The organism is Bacillus sp. 166amftsu (assembly GCF_900107445.1).
Lineage (GTDB): Bacteria > Bacillota > Bacilli > Bacillales > Bacillaceae_G > Bacillus_A > Bacillus_A arachidis.
The window spans coordinates 164,046-184,226 of record NZ_FNQA01000001.1 but is presented as its reverse complement, the minus strand read 5'-3'; the positions used below and the strand labels follow the sequence as shown (position 1 = coordinate 184,226).

The following is a 20,181-nucleotide window of genomic DNA, read 5'->3' as shown; positions in this document are numbered from 1 at the left end:
TAATCGTCAAGTAATGACGTACTCGACTAATTAACCGTAACATGAACTTTTTGGAAATAATACTGGTAAATGTGTCCAAATGAATCAGGACCGTCATTTTGAATAAAATCGTTATTTCATAATAAATAATCTAAGAGCACACATATAAGCGTGCTCTTAGATTAGAAAGGTAGATTTCTATGAGTAGAGAATCTCCATACAATAACATATGCTTGTCCAGTATAAATGTGAAAAGTTTTTAATAAAAACGTTATTTTAATTGCAAATAAAAAGAGCACATTCATGTATGCGCTCTTGGATAACGGTTGTTATATTTTATTTTAGTGCTTATCTTTCATCGGATGTATCAAATTTATCAATCAATTTAAAGATAATTTCCAGAAGAACTGTAAATAAAATGGCAAAAATCAACACGGCATGAGGGGATAATTTCACCGTTGTAAAATTAAGATTTGCTAACCCAAAATATCCGACATACATCGTAAGAAATGTACTAACAATTGAAATTGTGAATCCTAAGAAACCTAATTCTATTAGTTTTTCCTCAGATAGTTTGAATACTCGTAATATGAAAGAGAAGATTATTCCAAATATGAAAAAGCCAATAGATAACGTCAATAGTGACATTATACTTGTATATTCAATGTCATTAGGCATCCATTGTTTCATTCCTACAATTATAACTGTAGGGAGAACAATAGGTAGTACCAGTGGTAACACTATTTGAAGAACTGCAAATAGTCCATTGATGTTATTTGTTTCATTGTTATTTTGATTATTCATAAAGCCTCCAAAAAATAATATAAAGATTAATATCCTAGAGGATTTTAACAAAAAAAGTATTAGTAAAGATACATTCAAAAATAAAGATGGATTTAAACAAAAATTTTATATTGTAATAATATACAGAGTTTATTGGGGATGGTTCTATAAATAAAAACTCTACTCTCAACGACGAGAGCAGAGTTCATGGATGCAGTTGCTGAGTTCGTGGGATGGTGAACGCCAGCAATTGAATAATATCATGATTATTCAGAAAAAACACCGAGTAAATATTTCTAACTTTTCTAATAATAGTAAATTGATGTGAAATGAATAAAATCGTTATTTACATTGTATATGTAAAAAGAGCATCTGATATAGGTGCTCCTAGAAAGAAGATTCCAATGCCTTTAAGTCTCCTTGTTTATATTGATTATTTATATGCTAGTTTCATTGTAAATGTGAAAGTCGAAATAACTGAAGTGAAATATGTATACAAAAAAGAGCACTATATAAAAGTGCTCTTTCAAGAACTTGTATTGTTATTTATTTAATACTAATAATTACTAACAAAAAGAAATTGAAGTTTGCTTACTGCTATATAAGATACAGAAAATTTACTATTGTAGGGATTGCCATGAATGTGCTTATTGAAATTGTTGTTGACCGCCCATTTGCTGTCCTTGTTGGTTACCCATTTGCATATCTTGTTGACCGCCCATTTGCTGCCCTTGTTGGTTACCCATTTGCATACCTTGTTGACCGCCCATTTGTTGCCCTTGTTGGTTACCCATTTGCATACCTTGTTGACCGCCCATTTGTTGCCCTTGTTGTCCACCCGTTTGACCAACTTGTGATTGAGCCTGAGAAATAGCTTGATTTACTTGGCTTAATGTCTGATTAGCTTGTAGATACTGTAAACCTTGATTTAATGTTTGAATAGCTTGTTGGATAGTTTGTTGTAATTGTTGATCAGCTTGTTGCATTTGTTGTTGAGACTGTTGGCTAAATTGTTGAAGCTGTTGCATCAGTTGGTTAGCTTGTTGCAATCCTTGTTGCGGCTGTTGTTGTTGACCTTGAGATGCTTGAGATAAAGACTGTTGTAACTGCTGAATTTGATTTTTAAGACTAGTTAATTCTTGTGAAACTTCTAAATCAGCAGCTTTTCGTGCCACAGCTTCAACTTTTTTCTCTGTTCGTTTGTCCATTTTATAATCCTCCTTTTGTACCCACATAGTAGTGAGCAACATCTTTTATAATGTACAAATTTTTGGGTTAAATACTAAATAAAAAAATAAATTTAAAATACAGAGAATTAGGAAAGGGGCATAAAGATAAAGTTTTAATTACAAATAGGACAAGCGAAATCGCTTGTCCCATGAGGAGTAAATTAACTTAGGTAGATTTTAAAAGTAACAAAATGACTCGTATTGGTAAATTGACTCATGAATAGTATGTGTGAATGGGAAAGGATTATACAAAAAAATAACAGACAACTGAAAAAGTTGTCTGTTATTAAAGCCCTTGGATAACGGTGGGGAGTCCGTCAGAGAAATTGTGGAAATGTCAATAGCTTTTTAAAGAGTCTGTACAAAATCAGCATTGATTATACAAAATTTGTTGATGATTTGGCAGACAACATTTTTAGTTGCCTGCCTGTGGGTCTCATGAGTTTGTGAGATTAACTAATGGCATACTCATTGAAAGAGGGAGTGAACCGCTAGTTCGAATGGCTTATGGATAGTGTGTGCAGCCTTTTTGAAAATATGTAAAAAGGATATGTCTATTTAAAAAATCAAATATAGCACAAATATAGCGTGTTCATAGGAAGATGGGTTTTTATGAGTGAGGTTCTCTATACAATAACATATGCTTGTTTCGTTTAAATGTGTCAAAAATCAACAAAAACGCCATTTGATACTGAAATTATCCACTATAAAAAGAGCACTATATACGTGCTCTTATCAGGGCCTCAGAGAGTGGAATGTGGCACACATGATAATATATGCAAGTTACTCATCAAGGTGTAAATATCTAACAAAAATTTCATTTTATAAAAAACATCACAATAAAAAGAGTACCTTCGAACAGTGCTCTTTAAGGGGAAATAAGCCTTGGAATCAATTGAAAAGTTGTAAAAGGATACCTTTCATTTTAATGCTTAGATATTATTTTTGATTCAAAATAGTATATGAGTATTGAGGAAGAAGTGTGAAAAAAACAAAAAAGCAGCTAGCAAAGGCTAACTACTCGGCTCCAATGGGGGAATGGAGAAAGATTATATCTACAGTATTTACGGAATATTGAGTTTTATTCGGGGAGGAAGAGAGAAAGTTATGTTACATATTTGATGAAGAATTCTTTTATTAATAGTAACGTTCCCAAAAGAAACAAGACTTCAATCGTGAACCAGAACATACTTTTTTGTGGATTTTTAAATTCCATCATTACGGAGAAAAATAAATAACTTGCAATGAGCATGACAATAAAGAGACGGATTATATCAGACATTTATAGCACTCCTTACAATTAACTACTTGTTACGTCTGCTCATTACTATTTTTACAGCAAAATAGAAAACAATTAGGGCCACTGCAGCAATAGCAAAATACTTAACATAGGGGCCAGCTACTTCGTTTATATTCTCCCACTTTTCTCCAAGTTTCCAACCTAGATATACAAATAAGGCCGACCAAGGAATAATTGCAAGCGTAGTAAGCGTAATAAATCTAAAAACACAATAACAGGGAATGTGAACAAGCATATATTCATACAATTGTATGGATAGTTCGTTTCCAATATGTTACCCCATAATTTTTCAAGAGAAAGCACTTAATTTTTGGGAGTGCTCTCTTTCACATTTTAAGAAGGACGAGCATATATTGGAGTATGGGACAAGATCTCCAAGGTCCTATTCAATACTCATTGAAAACTCCTACACATTGGGGCATCTACTGACGTGGATGCTCTTTTTATTGAACAAAATGGGCGCATACTTTATCGTAAATTCTTGTGGATGTTAGGGCACGGCGGTGATAAAAACGGTCTAATGTCTGTTATTATCCACTTTTTAATCAGTGAATTGCATGGTATTCCAGAATATAATACTTCTGTTGTTGCAAACAGTGAAGAGCAAGCAGAAACAAGCTCTGATGAAGTAAAGAAAACTGTTCGCAGACATGAAATTTTGAAAAAAGCTTTTAAAGCAACTGAAACACAAACGACTTCGAAGGCTACTGGAAGTATAGTGAAGTTTAGAACATCAAACGGAGATACGAAAGATAGTCTTCGTGATGGTGAGGTTCTGATGTGCGCTTACGTGAATTTTCTACAACGAACTCAAAAGTAGTAGGTGTACTAGAACAAAAAGATTACGAGATTGATGGTCGTGAAGGTGATTGGGTTCATGTAAAAGATCGCGGATGGATTTATTTTGGTGAGTATATTCGTTGGGTTAGATGATACAAGATCTATCCTTAATTTAGGGTGTTTTTTAGATACTACTAACAATGGTACATTATATCAACCTCACATGTATAGGTTATACAAGTTATGAGTTGTTATTAAGAATCACTTTTTTGTTCTAAACATATAGTTTATAGAAGTAATCTTCATGTACAAGGGGTGGGTAGATTGGATAGAAAAGTAAGAAAAAATGATTTTGTTTCCGGATTTGTACCACATCATAACCATGGATCTGTTGATTATACATCCGTGGCAGATGGTCATGTACATCAATGCTTGGATGTAACATCTCCACCAATTCTGACACAAGAGGGGGGACATATTCACTATACAGAAGGATATGTTCTATTTGAGGATGGGCACACCCATTATTATAAGGCATACTCAGGACCAGCCATTCCTGTTGGAAATGGAATGCATGTTCATTATTATGATTTTTACACGACTGAAGATGATGGGCATAAACACCATGTTAAAGGAGTGGATCAACCTGCTCCAGGGAATAAATAAAAATTATAGTACAGCAATTACTATCCAAAAAGGGGATTAGAGATGTCCTTTACTTAAAAATCATAAAGATAAATAAAACACAGGGAGGATTAAAATCTCCCCTGTTGTAAAATCAGACTATCCTCTTAATACTCTAAATGCTTCTCTTATTTTTCTAGCAAATTCTAATGGTGGTTCAATAGATTCAAAGTGCATATACATTGCCCGTGGTTCGTCAAATAACCAGTGATTATGAATCGCTGTAACTATAATATCTCTTTTTCTAAGTTCAGTTAATAACGGGTTAATTTCTTCTTGTAAAAGCACAGTTTCTCCTAAATTTAACGCATTACCTCTACTATCCAGATCTTCAAACGAAAAAAATTGAGGGTTTACAAGTGGAGACCTTGTTCTACGTCCAAGAATCGTAAATCTAATATTACGAAACTTTTGTACCAAACATACTCCCTCCGGAGTGACTGATCCCTCTCCACCTAAGATTCTCGCAAATTCATTACATAATTGACTGCTAGATGAACATCTAGATTCGCATGAATGATAATCATCTGAATACATAAAATCCCTTCTTTCCATATATACGTAGTGTTAGGGACAAGCAATTCCCTATGATAAAATATTCATACTATACGGAAAAGGTTTGGACTATTTATTTACTACTAATGAGATTAAATATTATAATCTTACATAATTATTTATTAATCATTACATTTTGATGTTTGAACTAAAGAAAATCCTTGTTTTTTGCCCTTTTTTTTAGTTCTGTCCTTCGCTTTTTATTTGAATATATCTAATTGTTTTATTTATATTTAAATAGAACACTAAATAAGAACTGTCTGTGCTAATTGTTCCATACGTTGCAATAGGATCATAACTCATGAAAAGACCTCCTTGAAATAACACCTAAATCATACCAATCTCATGCAACAACTGTAAATATTACATTCCCATAAATCCGTGATTAAGGAGTTGCAGAAACTTATTTTTAAAACTCCAATCAAGTTGAACTCTTTGTTGTTAGACAAAAATAAAAATCACCTCATTTGAAGTGATTTTTATTATGATAACACTCTACTCTGACAGGTTTTGTTACTAAATTTATCTCCCAACCTTTTCGATCGTTACATCCATTTTACATTCCTCTGATTCCTTTAATGCATTTTTTAGTAAATCTAAAAAAGAAGTTCCTTGAATAGTATGATAGTTTGCTAAGTTAGTTATTTTAGCAGGAATTTTATCTCCATAAGGTGGTTTTTTTGTTATATCTTCAAAATCCCATATTACCTCTGATGGAGGGAGTTTGCTCAATTTTTCTCTAATTTCTTCCACGTTTTTTAATGCCGCAGACACATCCTGCCATTTTAATCTTTCAAAATATAAATCCTGCATTAATAAAGGGTATTTAGTTCCCCAACCATCAGGCTCACAGTGGTATGACACTGTTGAGAAAAAACTGTGTAGAAAGTCAGGGTGTCCTGCTTCATAAAAAAACATATCTACAGAAAATCCTACTGCCATTTTTATCAGTCCTCTTTTATAATTTTTATTTCAGGTAATGCATTAGCTTTTTTACTTATTTCTGTTCTAATTTCTTTCAAAATTTCATTAGAAACAGTTTGTCCTCTTATTGTGGAGGTAATTTTTCGTAAAAAAAGACGCAATCAAAAGAGAACGCCTCGGATGGGTAACAATGAACGCATTTTTACTATACCACAAGATATTACCTTTAAATTCCAATTTTCATATTCTTAACATTGCTTTGTTAGAATCTTACATGTAATAACAAAATAGTTAATAGGAGATGTAATCGATGGAAATGCAAATTTTCGATGTTAACGAATCTGTTTCATGTATCATCAAAGTACCAGCAGAATCAAAAGAATACACATTTTTATTCCGCAAGGATTCAACTTTTATGGGGTCGGTATTTTTATTAGAAGATGAGAGACAGTATAGTTTGATGAATGAAGAGATAGTTACTAAAACAGGCGCAATTACATCGGAGCAACTCAAGAGGGACTTTTTTGGAGATTTAAAAGGTTGGGTATGGATTACGGTTGATGACGTGGGTTTATATAGAAGAAAGCGACAGATCAAGAGGTAGCTATGTATTGTTATGTAAAAGAAAATTTAGCTGATAAAGTGAAAGTCCCTCTCGAGTGAGAGGGACTTTTGTTTTTAGATTATGATTAGTTGTTAATCGAATATAATTCAATTTAAGTTAATACGACAAGTATTAACTAAATTTTTTTGATTGTTTTAATTCTATTTTTATTTATAACTTCTATCTACAGCTTTCATCAGTTCCCAATCATTTCTTAATTCTTTTTTCTTTGTGTGTATTTCATTAATACCGTGGTTCAATTCTTTACGTAAGGTCCCTAAATCTTCCGTCGCTTTTTTTCCCGCACCATTTTGTGACCAACCAGCTTGTACGAGGTTATAAATGTCGTTGATACGCTCTTGATTTTCATTTATATATGTGATTAATTTGTTTAAGCTTTCAAAAGCGTCTTCTATATGTTCTTCGTTAAAGTACATTTGTCTCATTTTTTTATCCACCCAAATCCTTGGAAATTTTCGTCCGCATTTTTATATTCGTCCGCCTTTTTCTTAATAAACTCTGCAACTTCTTGAGACTTTAAAGCATATACTCGGTTAGTCTGATCTAAAAGGTGATAAAGTTCATTTATTCTATTTTCCATACGCTGACTCTTTGTTGATTTTAGAGACTGTTTTACTTCGTCAATTACCCGTGGGATATGGTTTCGGAAGGCTTCTGCGCTCTGTTTCATTTCGTTTGCTGACTTCTCTAGATATTCCATGATAACTTTTACCTCCCCGACACCATTAATAGAATATCTCGGAGATTGATAAATTTCTTTTCCTGTACTAGCATCTATCAATTTATTATCTATATTTCCGAATTTGTCATAATGATAATTGCCTAATCCATGAAAATCTTTATCTTTTGAGACAGAGTCGCTGAATCTATCAATCATATGAAAACCATAGTCATCTGTAGCTGTTTTAAAATCCGAATCAATCATATATGTATCGCCAATATGATTTTTATCTTCCCATAGAAAACCACCAGAAATAGAATCCTTAGGGTTAATGTAATTCGTTATTTTTCCTTTGTATTCTCCTGAGTCCACCTTTTCTTGAATTTCTTTTGGTAACATATCATAAACACCAGGAGCAGAATAAGTTATTGCAGGCACATCGCACATCGCTGCAGCATATTGAGCATTTGCACCACCTAACGAATGACCTGTGACTGTTATCGTAGCTTCACCGCCATATTCCTTTTTTACTATTTCTAAGAGAGACGTTGCTTGCGTAAATTGATTTGGTGCTACTACTTGAGTTTTATCAGATGGATTTATTTTCTCCCCATCTTGTAAAGGTTTGTCACCTTTGAATATATACTTAAAATCTGTCCAATAATCTGGTCCTGCTCTGTCTATTGATTTACCACCCTCTGTACCTCTATAGGACACAACAACTTCTTTAGTTTGCTTATTGTAAAAAACTGTTGCATCAAACCCAGTTACAGGGTCATGTAATGTTGCGCCTTCGGGATGGATTGGTATCCACTTTTCATCTCCTCTCCCATCGTTAGTAACTATCACTCTCTCTTTTTGATATGCTGCGTCAGACAAACTATTATAGGTTTTATCTGAGATCCTATTCCTCATAATATTCCCCCTTTTCTAAATATTACTATTATAATTATAATAGTAATGGAGGTGATAATAAATGAAAAAAATCTTATTAATTACATTTTTGTTAATTTTAGGGATTAGCTCATGCGCCGTCTATAAATTTTATAAAGTGACACATCCCTATAGTGAGCAAGAAGAAAACGAGATTAAAGAAAAAGCATCGAAAGCAACTGTCGAGTATTTTAAAACAAAGAAAAATTGGGATATTACCGTGACAAAAGTAGAATTTTCAGCGGATATTACTAGTAGCTCGATTACTGTTGATGGCTATGTGACTGACGACAAAAAGAAAGAAGTATATGCAAGTGTAGACTATAGAAATGATTATGAAGTTAAATACGCGAGTGATTAATTACTCTAAATGAAAATTATTTTTACTACATAATACTTAATTATAATTAAAAAACAATCTATTTATTAATATAAAAATATCGAAATTCAGATGAAGATAAACTATGTTTTTTTATCATCACCTGAGTTGCATCACTTTACAATTGGAAGGCACATACAATTCCTTTATTCTAATTACTTTTATATTAATTAGGGTAGTATAGAGGAGATAATAAATGAAAAAAGTCCTATTCGTTATATTTTTGTTAATTTTAGGAATGGGATCGTGTACTGTTTATCAATTTTATACAGTAACACATCCCTATAGTGAGCAAGAAGAAAACGAGATGAAAGAAAAAGCATCAAAAGCGGCTATTGAATATTATAAAAAAGAGAGGAACTGGGATATCACGGTAACAAAAATGGAATTTTCAACGGATATAAATAGAAGTTGGATTTATGTTTATGGTTATGTATCTGGGGATAAAAAGAAAGAAGTGTTTGCTCGAGTAGAATATCGTAATGATTATGAAATAGATAGTACGAGTAATTAAACTTTCTAATCAAGAATTACTTTTTCTGTTTAATAATTAATATATTTCTATATGAGTGTACAATTAGTGACGCTCATATGAAAATAACAGTTTTTTTAGTTTCATGTTAGATGTCTATTATATTTATTTCTTAATTTAGTAATACTCAATTCTGCTACATCTCTCCGTAATTTTATAGATTTGGTAATATAAGTTATAATGAGAAACAGGGGGATTATAATTCGGAATTCGCTTAAAATTATAACAATTGTCGAAATTATTCTTATCAGTGTTGCAGCCTGTACTGTTATTAAATTAAGACCGATTATAAGCCCTATAACATCTATGTCCCCTGAAGAAAGGCAAAAAATAAAAGACAAAGCTGAACATGCTACTATTGATTATTTTAAAAAAGAAAAAAATGTTGATGTTATTGTTACAGACATGGAATTTTCAGGAGAGTTAGGTGGAGGTACAATTTTTGTTAATGGACATTATTCTAATGATGAAACCAAAACATTTGCTGTTACTGTTTACTGGAAAGATGATTATAGAGTCCAAGAATAGTAATGCAGAAAAAAAGAGACCTAGATTAAGGATGGCACTGGAAAAGTGATTGCTTTGAAAAAATAATGTGCATTTTCTCGATATGTTGAAAAAGAAAGGGGTTTGTCACCTGTATATAGAAGGTGATGGAGTCCTTTTTCAGGGACCTCAGATTAATAGGGCTCTTTTATATTTTTCTTCTTTATAATGGATTAAGGGTGATAAACGAATGAAAAAGGTAATAATCGTTATTGTTTTGGTAGTTTTTGGTATAGGAGCGTATCTTGCGGTTCAATATAACAAAGCGTTACATCCTTACACCGCACAGGAAGAAAAGGAAATGAAAGAAAAATCTTCACAAGCTGCTGTTGAATATTTTAAAAAAGAAAAAAATTGGGATATTAAAGTTACTAAAGTTGAATTTTCTGGATCTTTGGGAGGTGGTTCTATTTTTGTACATGGATATGTTAAGGGAAATCGAGAAAAGGTATCTGCAACAATAAAGTATAATAAAAATTACGAAGTATCTGGAGTAACTGTAAGTGAAAAACTACATAATATGGAAAGTTGAAAAGAGTGAAAATTTCATTAATTACATATAATTTGTGATTTTGGTAAATATCATCAAGCGAAAAAGTTAACTGAAATTAGTTAGCTTTTTTGCTTAGCTCTATATGTTGTGCTAGACAACTCTTTATAGGTTTTATCTGAGATTATATCCCCTATAACGTCCCTTTATTTCTGAATATTTAATATTATAATGGTAATGGGGGTAATAATAAATGAAGAAAATCCTATTAATTACATTTTTTTTGATTTTAGGAATGGGATCGTGCGCCGTCTATAAATTTTATAAAGTTACACATCCCTATAGTGAGCAAGAAGAAAGCGAGATTAAAGAAAAAGCTTCAAGAGCAGCTGTCGAACATTTTAAGAAAGAGAGAAATTTGAATATTACAGTGACGAAAGTAGAATTTTCAGCAGATATTTCTAGAGGCTGGATTGATGTTTATGGTTATGTAACTGAAGACAAGAAGAAAAAAGTATATGCAAATGTGGAATATAAAAATGATTATAAAGTTGAAGGTTCGGTTGATTAATTATTTTAAATAAATATTTTTTAATACATTATGTTTATTTAGAATTAACAGCACTGCTTTATTAAGATGAGAATATCGAAACTCAGATGAAGAAAAAATTTATTTGTTATCATCACTTTACAATTGGAAGGCACATACAATTCCTTTATTCTAATTACTTTTACGTTAATTAGGATAGTATAGAGGTGATAATAAATGAAAAAATACTATTAATTACGTTTTTGTTGATTTTAGGGATTGGGTCGTGTACTATTTATGAATTTTATAAAGCTACACACCCCTATAGTGAAAAAGAAGAGAAAGAGATAAAAGAAAAAGCATGGGAAGCAGCTATTGAATATTTTAAAACAAAGAAGAATTGGGATATTGTAGTTATAAAAGTGGAATTTTCTAACGATATCTCTGGAAGCTGGATTGATGTTGACGGTTATGTATCTGGAGATAAAAAGAAAGAAGTGTCTGCTAATGTAGAATATAAAAATGATTATAAAGTTACAAGTGTTAGTTATTAAACTTTGTAATCAAGAATTACTTTTTCTGTTTTCTATTTAATAATAAATATATTGCTATTAGCGCAGTTTTTATGAAAGTGCATGACAATGATGTTTTTCATGAGCTTTATTTTAGTTGTCTATTTTCTTTTTAATATGGCAATATTCAATTCTGCTACTTCTCTCCGTAATTTTATAGATTTGGTAATATAAGTTATAATGAGAAACAGGGGGATTATAATTCGGAATTCACTTAAAATTATAATAATTGTTGGAATTATTCTTATTGGTATTGCCTCTTGTACAGTCATAAAACTCATACATATAGTGAATCCTTTAATGTCAATATCGTCTCAAGAACAACAAGAAATTAAAGATAAAGCTAAAAAAGCTACAATTGAATATTTTAAGAAAGAAAAAAATGTGGATGTTACTATAACAGATGTAGAATTTTCAGGTGAAATGGGAGGCCTAAAGGTTTTTGTTGATGGATACATCTCTAATGATAAAAATAAGGGTTTTTCTGTTGTAGTATCTTCTCATAGAGATTATGAAGTAAGCGAACTCTTTGTAGAATAATAAAGAGGCCTAGATTAATAGGGCTCTTTTTTTACTTTCCTTCTTTATAATAGATTAGGGGGGATAAATAAATGAAAAAGGTAATTATTATAATTGTTTTGGTGTTTTTTGGTATGGGGGCGTATCTTGCGGTTCAATATAACAAAGCGATACATCCTTACACCGTACAGGAAGAAAAGGAAATGAAAGAAAAATCTTCACAAGCTGCTGTTGAATATTTTAAAAAAGAAAAAAATTGGGATATTAAAGTTACTAAAGTTGAGTTTTCTGGGTCTTTGGGAGGTAGTTCTATTTTTGTATATGGATATGTTAAGGAAAATAGAGAAGAGGTATCTGCAACAGTAGATTATAATTACGAGGTATCTGGAGTGACTATAAGCAAAAAACTACATGAGATAGAAAGTGGAAAAGAGTGAGGAATTTATAGATTACATATAATTTGTGATTTTGCTTAGCTCTATAGTTGCGCTAGACAACTCTTTATAGGTTGTATCTGAGATTTCATTCCCTATAACGCTCCTTTATTTCTGAATATTTAATATTATAATAGTAATGGGGTAATAATAAATGAAAAAATTCTATTAATTACATTTATATTAATTTTAGGTACTGGTTCGTGTGCTGTATATGAGTTTTATAAAGCTACTCATCCGTACACTAAAAAAGAAGAACAAGAGATGAAAGAAAAAGCGTCAAGAGTAGCAGCCGAGTATTTTGAAAAAGAAAAAAATTGGAATATTACAGTGAAAAATGTTGGATTTTCAACAGATATTTCTCGAAGTTCAATTAATGTTTATGGCTATGTTACTGACAACAAAAAGAAAGAAGTATATGCAAATATAAGATATAGAGATGATTATAAAATTGGAAACACGAGTGATTAATTATTCTAAATGAACAGTACTTTTACTACATATTGTTTAATTATAATTAAAAGCTCTGCTCTATTTATTAATATAAAAATGTCGAAACTCAGATGAGGATAAAATTTGTTTGTTATCATCAATTGAGTTTCATCACTTTACAATTGGCAGACGCATACAATCCCTTTATTCTAATTACTTTTACGTTAATTAGGATCGTATAGAGGAGATCATAAATGAAAAAAGTTCTATTCGTTATATTTTTGTTAATTTTAGGAATGGGTTCGTGCACTGTTTATGAATTGTATAAAGCTACTCATCCGTACACTGAAAAGGAAGAACAAGAGATAAAAGAAAAAGCATCGAAAGCAGCTATTGAATACTTTAAGGTAAAGGAGAATTTGGATATCGTAGTGACCAAAGTGGAATTTTCTAACGATATCTCTGGAAGCTGGATTAATGTTGACGGTTATGTATCTGGAGATAAAAAGAAAGAGGTGTCTGCAAACGTAGACTATAAAAATGATTATAATGTTACAAGTTATAATTATTAAACGTTGTAACGTTGTACATATATAATAGAAGTAAATAAAAAATATTTCTTTTTTTGTCGTCATTTTGTTGGTGTAAACCTTATGCGTTTAATGGCGACAAAACATATTTATTTTGTGCCATTTGGGCAAGATGCACCAGAGAAAAAACCAAACTCAATGGTAGCCCGTATGGAACTTCTTGAAGATACAATTGTAGAAGCGATAGAAGGGAAGCAAATACAACCTGTTGTTGTAGAAAAATTCAGATATATGAATTAAAAAACGAAAAAAAACGGACAATTTTTTATGAAACCATCATTCTTATCGCAGAATATGATAAAATTAACGTTATTAAGATTAGAAGGGGTATTTTATACTCCTTCTAATTCTAAGTATAGAAGGATTGGTATCTAGAAAGGGGCATAGTGATGGAAAAGCAAAAAACTTTTCATGTCGCTGTAGTTGGAGCAACCGGCGCAGTTGGTGAACAAATGTTAAATACTTTAGAGAAACGAGAATTTCCAATTGGGAAATTAACGTTACTTTCATCTAAACGTTCTGCAGGCAAGAAGCTTGTATTTAAAGGAGAAGAATTCATAGTACAAGAAGCAACTCCTGAAAGCTTTGAAGGAGTCGATATTGCACTCTTTAGTGCAGGCGGATCTGTATCGAAACAATTAGCACCAGAAGCAGCAAAACGTGGTGCGATTGTTGTTGACAATACAAGTGCATTCCGTATGACAGAAAATGTACCACTTGTTGTACCAGAAGTGAATGAAAATGACTTAAAAGAACATAGTGGTATCATTGCAAATCCAAACTGTTCTACAATTCAAATGGTAGTTGCTCTTGAACCAATTCGTCAACAGTTTGGTTTAAAACGAGTAATTGTTTCCACATATCAAGCTGTGTCTGGTGCTGGAGCTGCTGCAATTGAGGAGCTTCATGAACAATCACAAGCAATCTTAAATGGGGAAGAAGTAAAAGCAAGTGTTTTACCTGTATCAGGTGATAAAAAACATTACCAAATTGCTTTTAATGCTATTCCACAAATTGATAAGTTTCAAGATAATGGATTTACATTTGAAGAGATGAAAATGATTAATGAAACGAAAAAAATTATGCATATGCCTGAGTTAGAAGTAGCAGCAACATGTGTACGTTTACCTGTTGTATCAGGTCATTCTGAGTCTGTTTACATTGAAGTAGAAAAAGAAGGTGTAACAGTAGAAGATATGAAAAACCTACTTGCAAATGCAGAAGGAGTAGTACTGCAAGATAATCCAGCAGAACAGTTCTACCCAATGCCATCTACTGCAGTAGGTAAAAACGAAGTGTTCGTTGGGCGTATTCGTAAAGATTTAAATAATGAAAAAGGATTCCATCTTTGGGTCGTATCTGATAACTTATTAAAAGGTGCTGCATGGAACTCTGTTCAAATTGCAGAACGATTAGTAAAATTACAATTAGTGTAAACGGCTAAGAGAAGGTGCAAAGAAAATGAAAATTATTGTTCAAAAATTTGGTGGTACATCTGTACGTGACGAAAATGGACGTAAGCATGCACTTCACCATGTTAAAAAATCATTAGATGCTGGTTATAAAGTGGTTACGGTTGTATCAGCTATGGGACGTAAAGGTGAACCATATGCAACGGATACATTATTAAGTCTTGTAAATCAAAATGAATTTAGTATTTCAAAACGTGAGCAGGATTTATTACTATCATGCGGAGAATTAATTTCGGCAATCGTTTTCTCAAATATGTTAAATGAAAACGGAATAAAAGCAGCAGCACTGAATGGTGCACAAGCTGGTTTTGTGACAAATGATGATTTTACGAACGCAAAGATTGTTGAAATGAATTGTGATCGTATACATGAAGAGTTACAAAACGTAGATGTTATTGTTGTTACTGGATTTCAAGGCCAAACGAAAGATGGCGATATAACAACACTTGGACGCGGTGGTAGTGATACTTCAGCTTCGGCACTAGGTGTTGCGCTTCATGCTGAATATATCGATATTTTTACTGATGTAGAAGGTGTGATGACTGCTGATCCTCGTATAGTAAAGGACGCGCGTCATCTTCAAAACGTGACGTACAATGAAATTTGCAACATGGCTTATCAAGGTGCGAAGGTTGTTCATCCGCGTGCAGTTGAAATTGCAATGCATGCAAAGGTGCCACTTCGTGTACGCTCTACGTACTCTGATAGTGAAGGGACACTTATTGCTGCATATGCCGGTGCTACAAAAGGCCGTGATATAGAGGAACGTCCAGTTACAGGAATTGCCCATGTATCAAATGTGACGCAAATTAAAGTAGTTGCGAAAGACGGATCGTACGATTTGCAAAAGCATGTTTTTAAAGAAATGGCAAATGAAGGAATTAGTGTAGACTTAATTAACATTTCGCCTACAGGCGTGGCATACACAATAAGTGATAATGTATCTGGGCGTGCTGTTGAAGTTCTTCATAAGCTTGGATATGATCCAATCGTGACGGAGCACTGTGCAAAGGTATCTATTGTAGGAGCTGGAATGGCAGGTATTCCAGGGGTTACTGCTAAAATCGTTACAGCTTTAGCAGAAAAAGGTGTTCAAATTTTACAATCAGCTGATAGTCATACGACAATTTGGGTGCTTGTAAAAGAAGTAGATTTAGTGGAAGCTGTGAATGCATTGCATACTGCGTTTGAGCTTTCAAAAGAAAAGCAACTGGAACAGTAAGGAGTGAGACCATGATAGATTTTGGGACAATTGCAACAGCGATGGTAACACCGTTTGATAAAAATGGAAACGTCGATTTTGCGAAGACAACTAAATTGCTAAATTATTTAATTGATAACGGTACAACAGCAATTGTGGTAGGAGGAACGACTGGAGAGTCTCCTACATTGTCATCAGAAGAAAAAGTAGCGTTATATCGCCATGTCGTATCTGTTGTCGATAAAAGGGTGCCCGTAATCGCTGGAACAGGTAGCAATAATACGCATGCTTCTATCGAGTTAACGAAAAAAGCAACAGAAGTTGGTGTCGATGCAATTATGTTAGTGGCACCGTATTATAATAAGCCGAGTCAAGAAGGAATGTATCTGCATTTTAAAACAATTGCTGAAAGTACAGAACTTCCGGTTATGCTATATAATGTTCCAGGACGATCTATTGTACAAATCTCCGTTGATACAGTTGTTCGTTTATCAGAAATACCAAACATCGTTGCGATTAAAGATGCTGGTGGCGATGTGTTAACAATGACAGAAATTATTGAAAAAACAGCGGACGACTTTGCTGTATACAGCGGTGATGATGGTTTAACGTTACCAGCTATGGCGGTTGGGGCTAAAGGTATTGTTTCTGTTGCCTCTCATGTGATTGGAAATGAAATGCAAGAAATGATTGCGGCATTCCAAGTAGGAGATTTCAAAAAAGCACAGAAATTGCATCAATTGCTTGTTAAAGTAACGAATGCATTGTTTATGGCACCAAGCCCAACACCAGTAAAAACAGCGTTACAAATGGTTGGATTAGACGTAGGATCTGTGCGTTTACCACTTATTCCATTAACAGAAGAAGAACGACTAACATTACATGATGTAATGCAATCGATTCCTCGTTAATAAAAATGACCTAGTGTAAAAACTAGGTCATTTTTATTTTGAAAGAAATTTTTTACAGGTATTCTCCTTGAAATTTATATACTTCATCCTTCTTTCTCACGATTTAACTTGTGTTCTATTTCTTGTATCAGTTATAATATGGCTAAGTAGCTTAGTACGGGTATGCTTAGCAAAATTGGAAAAAATTATGGTTTAACGGAATTTTCATATCATATCGCATAAGATATTTGATTTATATAATGAAAGAGAGGTGAAACCTGGTTTAAAAAACGAACGAGAACATGATATCGCATAACGGTAAGGACATTCGTCTTGGACGGTGAATATATGGTGGTTGTAGAGTTTCCCTGGTGTCTCTACAATTTTAGTGAAATCAGTGTTTGTAAGATTTTTAAACCAGGCAACAACATGAAGAGAAAAGAGAATGATTCTGTAAAAGTATTTGCTCTCGGTGGAGTAGGTGAAATCGGGAAGAATATGTATTGTGTGGAAATTGATTCCGAGATTTTTATTGTAGACGCAGGATTGATGTTCCCGGGAGACGAGATGTTTGGAATTGATATTGTTATCCCTGACATTACATATTTAGTAGAAAATCAAGAACGAGTAAAAGGTTTATTTATTACACATGGTCATGAAGATCACATTGGTGGAATTGTTTATGTACTGCGTAAACTTTCAATCCCAGTATATGCAACTAAGTTAACGGTAGGTTTAATACAAGAAAAACTTGGTGAAGCAGGAATGCTTGGTCGTGTAGATTTAAAAACAATTGATTCTAATTCAGAAGTAGAATTCAATACGACAACGGTTTCATTCTTTGGTACAACACATAGTATTCCAGATTCCGTTGGTGTTTGTTTCCATACATCAAAAGGTGCGATCGTATATACAGGAGATTTTAAATTTGACCAAACACCAATTGGTAACAGTGGAGCAGACCTTGGAAAGATGGCTCAAATCGGAAATGAAGGTGTTCTTTGTCTGTTATCAGATAGTACAAATGCTGAGCGTCCTGGTTATACAGGTTCTGAAAAAGAAGTTGGAATAGAGATTTCAAAAGTATTTTATGGTGCAGAAGGCCGTATCATCGTTGCTTCTTTCGCCTCTAATGTACATCGTATTCAACAAGTATTTGATGCGGCTGCTGAAACAGGACGTAAAGTAGCTGTTGTAGGCCGTAGTATGGTGAAAGTGGTGGATATCGCAAGACGTCTTGGATATTTAGATGTTCCAGATGGCATGGTTATTTCACTGCAAGAAGTGGATAATTTCCCAGAGAAGAAGGTAGCAATTTTAACAACTGGTAGCCAAGGGGAACCAATGGCAGCTCTTTCAAGAATGGCAAAGCAAGCACATAAACAAATTTCAATTCGTAAAGGTGATACAGTTATCATTGCTGCTTCTCCGATTCCGGGAAATGAAATATCAGTATCTAAAATTATTGATTTACTATTTAGAGCTGGTGCAGAGGTTGTCTACTATGGAGAAAGAAAAGTTCACGTTTCCGGTCATGGTAGTCAAGAAGAATTGAAATTGATGCTAAATTTAATGAAACCGAAGTATTTTATACCCGTACATGGTGAATTTCGTATGCAAAAGGCACATGCGTATTTGGCGGAAGATGTTGGTGTCTTGAAAGAAAATATTTTCATCGTAGAAAAAGGCGATGTAATTGTTTTTGAAGGCGAAGAGGCAAAGCCAGCTGGTAAAGTACAAGCGGGTAATGTTCTTATTGATGGATTAGGTGTAGGTGATGTCGGAAATATTGTCTTGCGTGATCGTAAGATGTTATCACAAGACGGAATTTTAGTTGTTGTTGTAACACTTGGAAAAGATGAGAAGAAAATCATCTCTGGACCAGAAATTATTTCACGTGGTTTTGTGTATGTTCGTGAATCTGAAGCGTTAATTGAAAAATCTACAGATATTGTACGTACAATTGTTGAACAATCCATTAAAGAATATTCAATTGAATGGTCTATGTTAAAGCAAAATATTCGCGAATTATTAGGACAGTTCCTATACGAGGAAACGAAGAGAAAACCGATGATTTTACCAATTATCATGGAAGTGTAAGAAAACCACCTTTACCGGTGGTTTTTTCTTTTGATCCCTATCGCATGAAATTTACAACTTAAGAAATAATAGTGGTATAAGAGTGAAAGGGGATGCGATATGACAGAACGTGATGGTTTAACAAATGAGGAAAAAGAAGCAGAGCCGAAAGAGGCATCAGTAATAGAGAAAATCCAACAACTCGGTCAAACGAACGTTCCGCAAATGAATGAATCACGTATTCACTGCTTAACAATTGTTGGACAAGTAGAAGGCCATATGCAGCTTCCGCCACAAAATAAAACGACGAAATATGAACATGTGATTCCACAAATTGTGGCAATTGAGCAGAATCCGAAAATTGAGGGATTACTTTTATTGCTAAATACTGTGGGCGGGGATGTTGAGGCTGGATTGGCAATCTCAGAAATGGTAGCTTCATTATCGAAGCCAACTGTATCTTTGGTTTTAGGTGGAGGGCACTCGATAGGTGTGCCAATTGCAGTCTCAACAGATTATTCATTTATTGCTGAAACTGCAACGATGACAATTCACCCAGTTCGTCTGACTGGTCTTGTTATTGGTGTGCCGCAAACATTTGAGTACTTGGATAAAATGCAAGAACGTGTGGTAAGATTTGTAACAAAACACTCAAAAGTGACGGAAGATCGTTTTAAAGAGCTTATGTTTGCTAAGGGAAATTTAACGCGCGATATTGGAACAAATGTAATCGGAATAGATGCAGTGAAGTATGGTCTTATAGATGATGTTGGTGGTATTGGAGATGCAATTCGAAAGTTGAATGAATTAATAGATATGCAAACAGGTGGAAATCAAGATGGGAAGTTGCTACAATGATTTTATATACAATTATGCCCGAGCAACTTATTTATGAGGCGGACTATTCGCAGTACGAACGACAAAAAATAGTGAATGTAAATGGAGTAGAGATGGTTGTATCGGAAGAGAATAATCAATATTATTCCGTTGTTCGTGTGTTAAGTACAAATCCATTCCACTACTTACAGTATGAACCAGGCCAGAAAATAACCTTTTAGCAAAA

The 20,181-nt window shown here is 33.4% G+C and carries 28 protein-coding genes and 3 pseudogenes; 22 read left to right on the top strand and 9 right to left on the bottom strand.

Annotation, left to right across the window (positions count from 1 at the left end; all coding sequences use genetic code 11):
- Positions 1–327 precede the first annotated feature (327 nt).
- Positions 328–783 carry a hypothetical protein gene (locus BLV40_RS01035; protein ID WP_026590348.1) on the bottom strand — a complete coding sequence of 152 codons (456 nt, stop codon included), beginning with the start codon at positions 781–783 and terminating at the stop codon, positions 328–330.
- Positions 784–1,091: 308 nt separating this feature from the next.
- Between BLV40_RS01035 and BLV40_RS01030 the strand changes: the two genes are divergently transcribed.
- On the top strand, positions 1,092–1,316 hold the full coding sequence (locus tag BLV40_RS01030) for a hypothetical protein (protein WP_090687090.1): 225 nt from the start codon (positions 1,092–1,094) through the stop codon (positions 1,314–1,316).
- Positions 1,317–1,409: 93 nt separating this feature from the next.
- Here BLV40_RS01030 and BLV40_RS01025 read toward each other — a convergent pair whose 3' ends face one another.
- From BLV40_RS01025 to BLV40_RS29020, 3 genes and pseudogenes are all read right to left on the bottom strand, one after another.
- Complete coding sequence (locus tag BLV40_RS01025) at positions 1,410–1,970, bottom strand: hypothetical protein (RefSeq protein WP_090687088.1); 561 nt, start codon at positions 1,968–1,970, stop codon at positions 1,410–1,412.
- A 1,126-nt stretch (positions 1,971–3,096) separates the two neighbouring features.
- On the bottom strand, positions 3,097–3,273 hold the full coding sequence (locus tag BLV40_RS28330) for a hypothetical protein (protein WP_170833594.1): 177 nt from the start codon (positions 3,271–3,273) through the stop codon (positions 3,097–3,099).
- A 22-nt stretch (positions 3,274–3,295) separates the two neighbouring features.
- A pseudogene (locus tag BLV40_RS29020) lies at positions 3,296–3,493 on the bottom strand (DedA family protein); the annotation flags it as partial.
- 237 nt (positions 3,494–3,730) lie between these two features.
- On the opposite strand from BLV40_RS29020, the pseudogene BLV40_RS01015 reads away from it, so the two are divergent.
- The 3 genes and pseudogenes from BLV40_RS01015 to BLV40_RS01010 all read left to right on the top strand — a co-directional run.
- Positions 3,731–4,069, top strand: a pseudogene (locus BLV40_RS01015) (terminase large subunit); the annotation flags it as partial.
- 2 nt (positions 4,070–4,071) lie between these two features.
- Complete coding sequence (locus tag BLV40_RS28325; protein ID WP_170833593.1) at positions 4,072–4,224, top strand: SH3 domain-containing protein; 153 nt, start codon at positions 4,072–4,074, stop codon at positions 4,222–4,224.
- Positions 4,225–4,395: 171 nt separating this feature from the next.
- Positions 4,396–4,737 carry a YmaF family protein gene (locus BLV40_RS01010; protein ID WP_090687086.1) on the top strand — a complete coding sequence of 114 codons (342 nt, stop codon included), beginning with the start codon at positions 4,396–4,398 and terminating at the stop codon, positions 4,735–4,737.
- Between the two features lie 117 nt (positions 4,738–4,854).
- On the opposite strand, the gene BLV40_RS01005 is transcribed toward BLV40_RS01010, so the two are convergent.
- The 3 genes from BLV40_RS01005 to BLV40_RS01000 all read right to left on the bottom strand — a co-directional run bounded on the left by BLV40_RS01005 (position 4,855) and on the right by BLV40_RS01000 (position 6,252).
- Positions 4,855–5,292: a DUF1259 domain-containing protein gene (locus BLV40_RS01005; protein ID WP_090687085.1), complete on the bottom strand. Its 438-nt coding sequence runs from the start codon at positions 5,290–5,292 to the stop codon at positions 4,855–4,857.
- 198 nt (positions 5,293–5,490) lie between these two features.
- Complete coding sequence (locus BLV40_RS29570) at positions 5,491–5,613, bottom strand: hypothetical protein (protein WP_280138860.1); 123 nt, start codon at positions 5,611–5,613, stop codon at positions 5,491–5,493.
- Positions 5,614–5,832: 219 nt separating this feature from the next.
- Positions 5,833–6,252 carry an Imm70 family immunity protein gene (locus BLV40_RS01000; protein WP_090687082.1) on the bottom strand — a complete coding sequence of 140 codons (420 nt, stop codon included), beginning with the start codon at positions 6,250–6,252 and terminating at the stop codon, positions 5,833–5,835.
- A 292-nt stretch (positions 6,253–6,544) separates the two neighbouring features.
- Between BLV40_RS01000 and BLV40_RS00995 the strand changes: the two genes are divergently transcribed.
- Positions 6,545–6,838, top strand: coding sequence for a hypothetical protein (locus BLV40_RS00995; protein ID WP_090687080.1), 294 nt, complete (start codon positions 6,545–6,547; stop codon positions 6,836–6,838).
- Positions 6,839–7,005: 167 nt separating this feature from the next.
- Here the strand turns inward: BLV40_RS00995 and BLV40_RS00990 are convergent, their stop codons facing one another.
- Both BLV40_RS00990 and BLV40_RS00985 read right to left on the bottom strand, forming a co-directional pair.
- On the bottom strand, positions 7,006–7,284 hold the full coding sequence (locus BLV40_RS00990) for a hypothetical protein (RefSeq protein ID WP_026590357.1): 279 nt from the start codon (positions 7,282–7,284) through the stop codon (positions 7,006–7,008).
- On the bottom strand, positions 7,281–8,435 hold the full coding sequence (locus BLV40_RS00985; protein WP_090687079.1) for a Tle-like phospholipase domain-containing protein: 1,155 nt from the start codon (positions 8,433–8,435) through the stop codon (positions 7,281–7,283). The genes BLV40_RS00990 and BLV40_RS00985 overlap by 4 nt, the downstream gene beginning before the upstream one ends.
- Positions 8,436–8,496: 61 nt before the next feature.
- Between BLV40_RS00985 and BLV40_RS00980 the strand changes: the two genes are divergently transcribed.
- The 17 genes and pseudogenes from BLV40_RS00980 (at position 8,497) to BLV40_RS00900 (ending at position 20,176) form a co-directional block, all read left to right on the top strand.
- The gene (locus BLV40_RS00980; RefSeq protein WP_026590359.1) at positions 8,497–8,814 is read left to right on the top strand and encodes a hypothetical protein; all 318 of its coding nucleotides are present in this window, start codon (positions 8,497–8,499) and stop codon (positions 8,812–8,814) included.
- Positions 8,815–9,028: 214 nt separating this feature from the next.
- Positions 9,029–9,346, top strand: a complete 318-nt coding sequence (locus BLV40_RS00975) for a hypothetical protein (RefSeq protein WP_026590360.1) — start codon at positions 9,029–9,031, stop codon at positions 9,344–9,346.
- 198 nt (positions 9,347–9,544) lie between these two features.
- Positions 9,545–9,892, top strand: coding sequence for a hypothetical protein (locus tag BLV40_RS00970; RefSeq protein ID WP_231503889.1), 348 nt, complete (start codon positions 9,545–9,547; stop codon positions 9,890–9,892).
- A gap of 208 nt (positions 9,893–10,100) precedes the next feature.
- Entirely contained in the window at positions 10,101–10,442 is a 342-nt protein-coding gene (locus BLV40_RS00965; protein WP_244525327.1) for a hypothetical protein, read from the top strand.
- A 211-nt stretch (positions 10,443–10,653) separates the two neighbouring features.
- A complete protein-coding gene (locus BLV40_RS00960) occupies positions 10,654–10,971 on the top strand; it encodes a hypothetical protein (RefSeq protein ID WP_026590362.1) in 318 nt (105 codons plus the stop codon).
- A 185-nt stretch (positions 10,972–11,156) separates the two neighbouring features.
- Entirely contained in the window at positions 11,157–11,483 is a 327-nt protein-coding gene (locus BLV40_RS00955) for a hypothetical protein (protein WP_244525326.1), read from the top strand.
- A gap of 306 nt (positions 11,484–11,789) precedes the next feature.
- Positions 11,790–12,041, top strand: coding sequence for a hypothetical protein (locus BLV40_RS00950; protein WP_244525325.1), 252 nt, complete (start codon positions 11,790–11,792; stop codon positions 12,039–12,041).
- A 71-nt stretch (positions 12,042–12,112) separates the two neighbouring features.
- Positions 12,113–12,457, top strand: a complete 345-nt coding sequence (locus tag BLV40_RS00945) for a hypothetical protein (protein WP_090687077.1) — start codon at positions 12,113–12,115, stop codon at positions 12,455–12,457.
- A gap of 261 nt (positions 12,458–12,718) precedes the next feature.
- Positions 12,719–12,925, top strand: coding sequence for a hypothetical protein (locus BLV40_RS00940; RefSeq protein ID WP_244525324.1), 207 nt, complete (start codon positions 12,719–12,721; stop codon positions 12,923–12,925).
- Positions 12,926–13,140: 215 nt separating this feature from the next.
- Positions 13,141–13,458, top strand: coding sequence for a hypothetical protein (locus BLV40_RS00935; protein ID WP_090687074.1), 318 nt, complete (start codon positions 13,141–13,143; stop codon positions 13,456–13,458).
- Between the two features lie 69 nt (positions 13,459–13,527).
- Positions 13,528–13,716 (top strand): annotated as a pseudogene (spoVFB, locus tag BLV40_RS00930) (dipicolinate synthase subunit B); the annotation flags it as partial.
- Between the two features lie 149 nt (positions 13,717–13,865).
- Positions 13,866–14,912 carry an aspartate-semialdehyde dehydrogenase gene (asd, locus tag BLV40_RS00925; protein ID WP_090687070.1) on the top strand — a complete coding sequence of 349 codons (1,047 nt, stop codon included), beginning with the start codon at positions 13,866–13,868 and terminating at the stop codon, positions 14,910–14,912.
- A 25-nt stretch (positions 14,913–14,937) separates the two neighbouring features.
- Entirely contained in the window at positions 14,938–16,170 is a 1,233-nt protein-coding gene (dapG, locus tag BLV40_RS00920) for an aspartate kinase (RefSeq protein WP_026590368.1), read from the top strand.
- 11 nt (positions 16,171–16,181) lie between these two features.
- The gene (gene dapA, locus BLV40_RS00915; protein WP_090687068.1) at positions 16,182–17,060 is read left to right on the top strand and encodes a 4-hydroxy-tetrahydrodipicolinate synthase; all 879 of its coding nucleotides are present in this window, start codon (positions 16,182–16,184) and stop codon (positions 17,058–17,060) included.
- Positions 17,061–17,468: 408 nt separating this feature from the next.
- A complete protein-coding gene (locus BLV40_RS00910) occupies positions 17,469–19,139 on the top strand; it encodes a ribonuclease J (protein WP_026590370.1) in 1,671 nt (556 codons plus the stop codon).
- 99 nt (positions 19,140–19,238) lie between these two features.
- A complete protein-coding gene (locus BLV40_RS00905; RefSeq protein WP_026590371.1) occupies positions 19,239–19,976 on the top strand; it encodes a ClpP family protease in 738 nt (245 codons plus the stop codon).
- On the top strand, positions 19,973–20,176 hold the full coding sequence (locus tag BLV40_RS00900) for a YlzJ-like family protein (RefSeq protein ID WP_090687066.1): 204 nt from the start codon (positions 19,973–19,975) through the stop codon (positions 20,174–20,176). The genes BLV40_RS00905 and BLV40_RS00900 overlap by 4 nt, the downstream gene beginning before the upstream one ends.
- Positions 20,177–20,181: the final 5 nt, after the last annotated feature.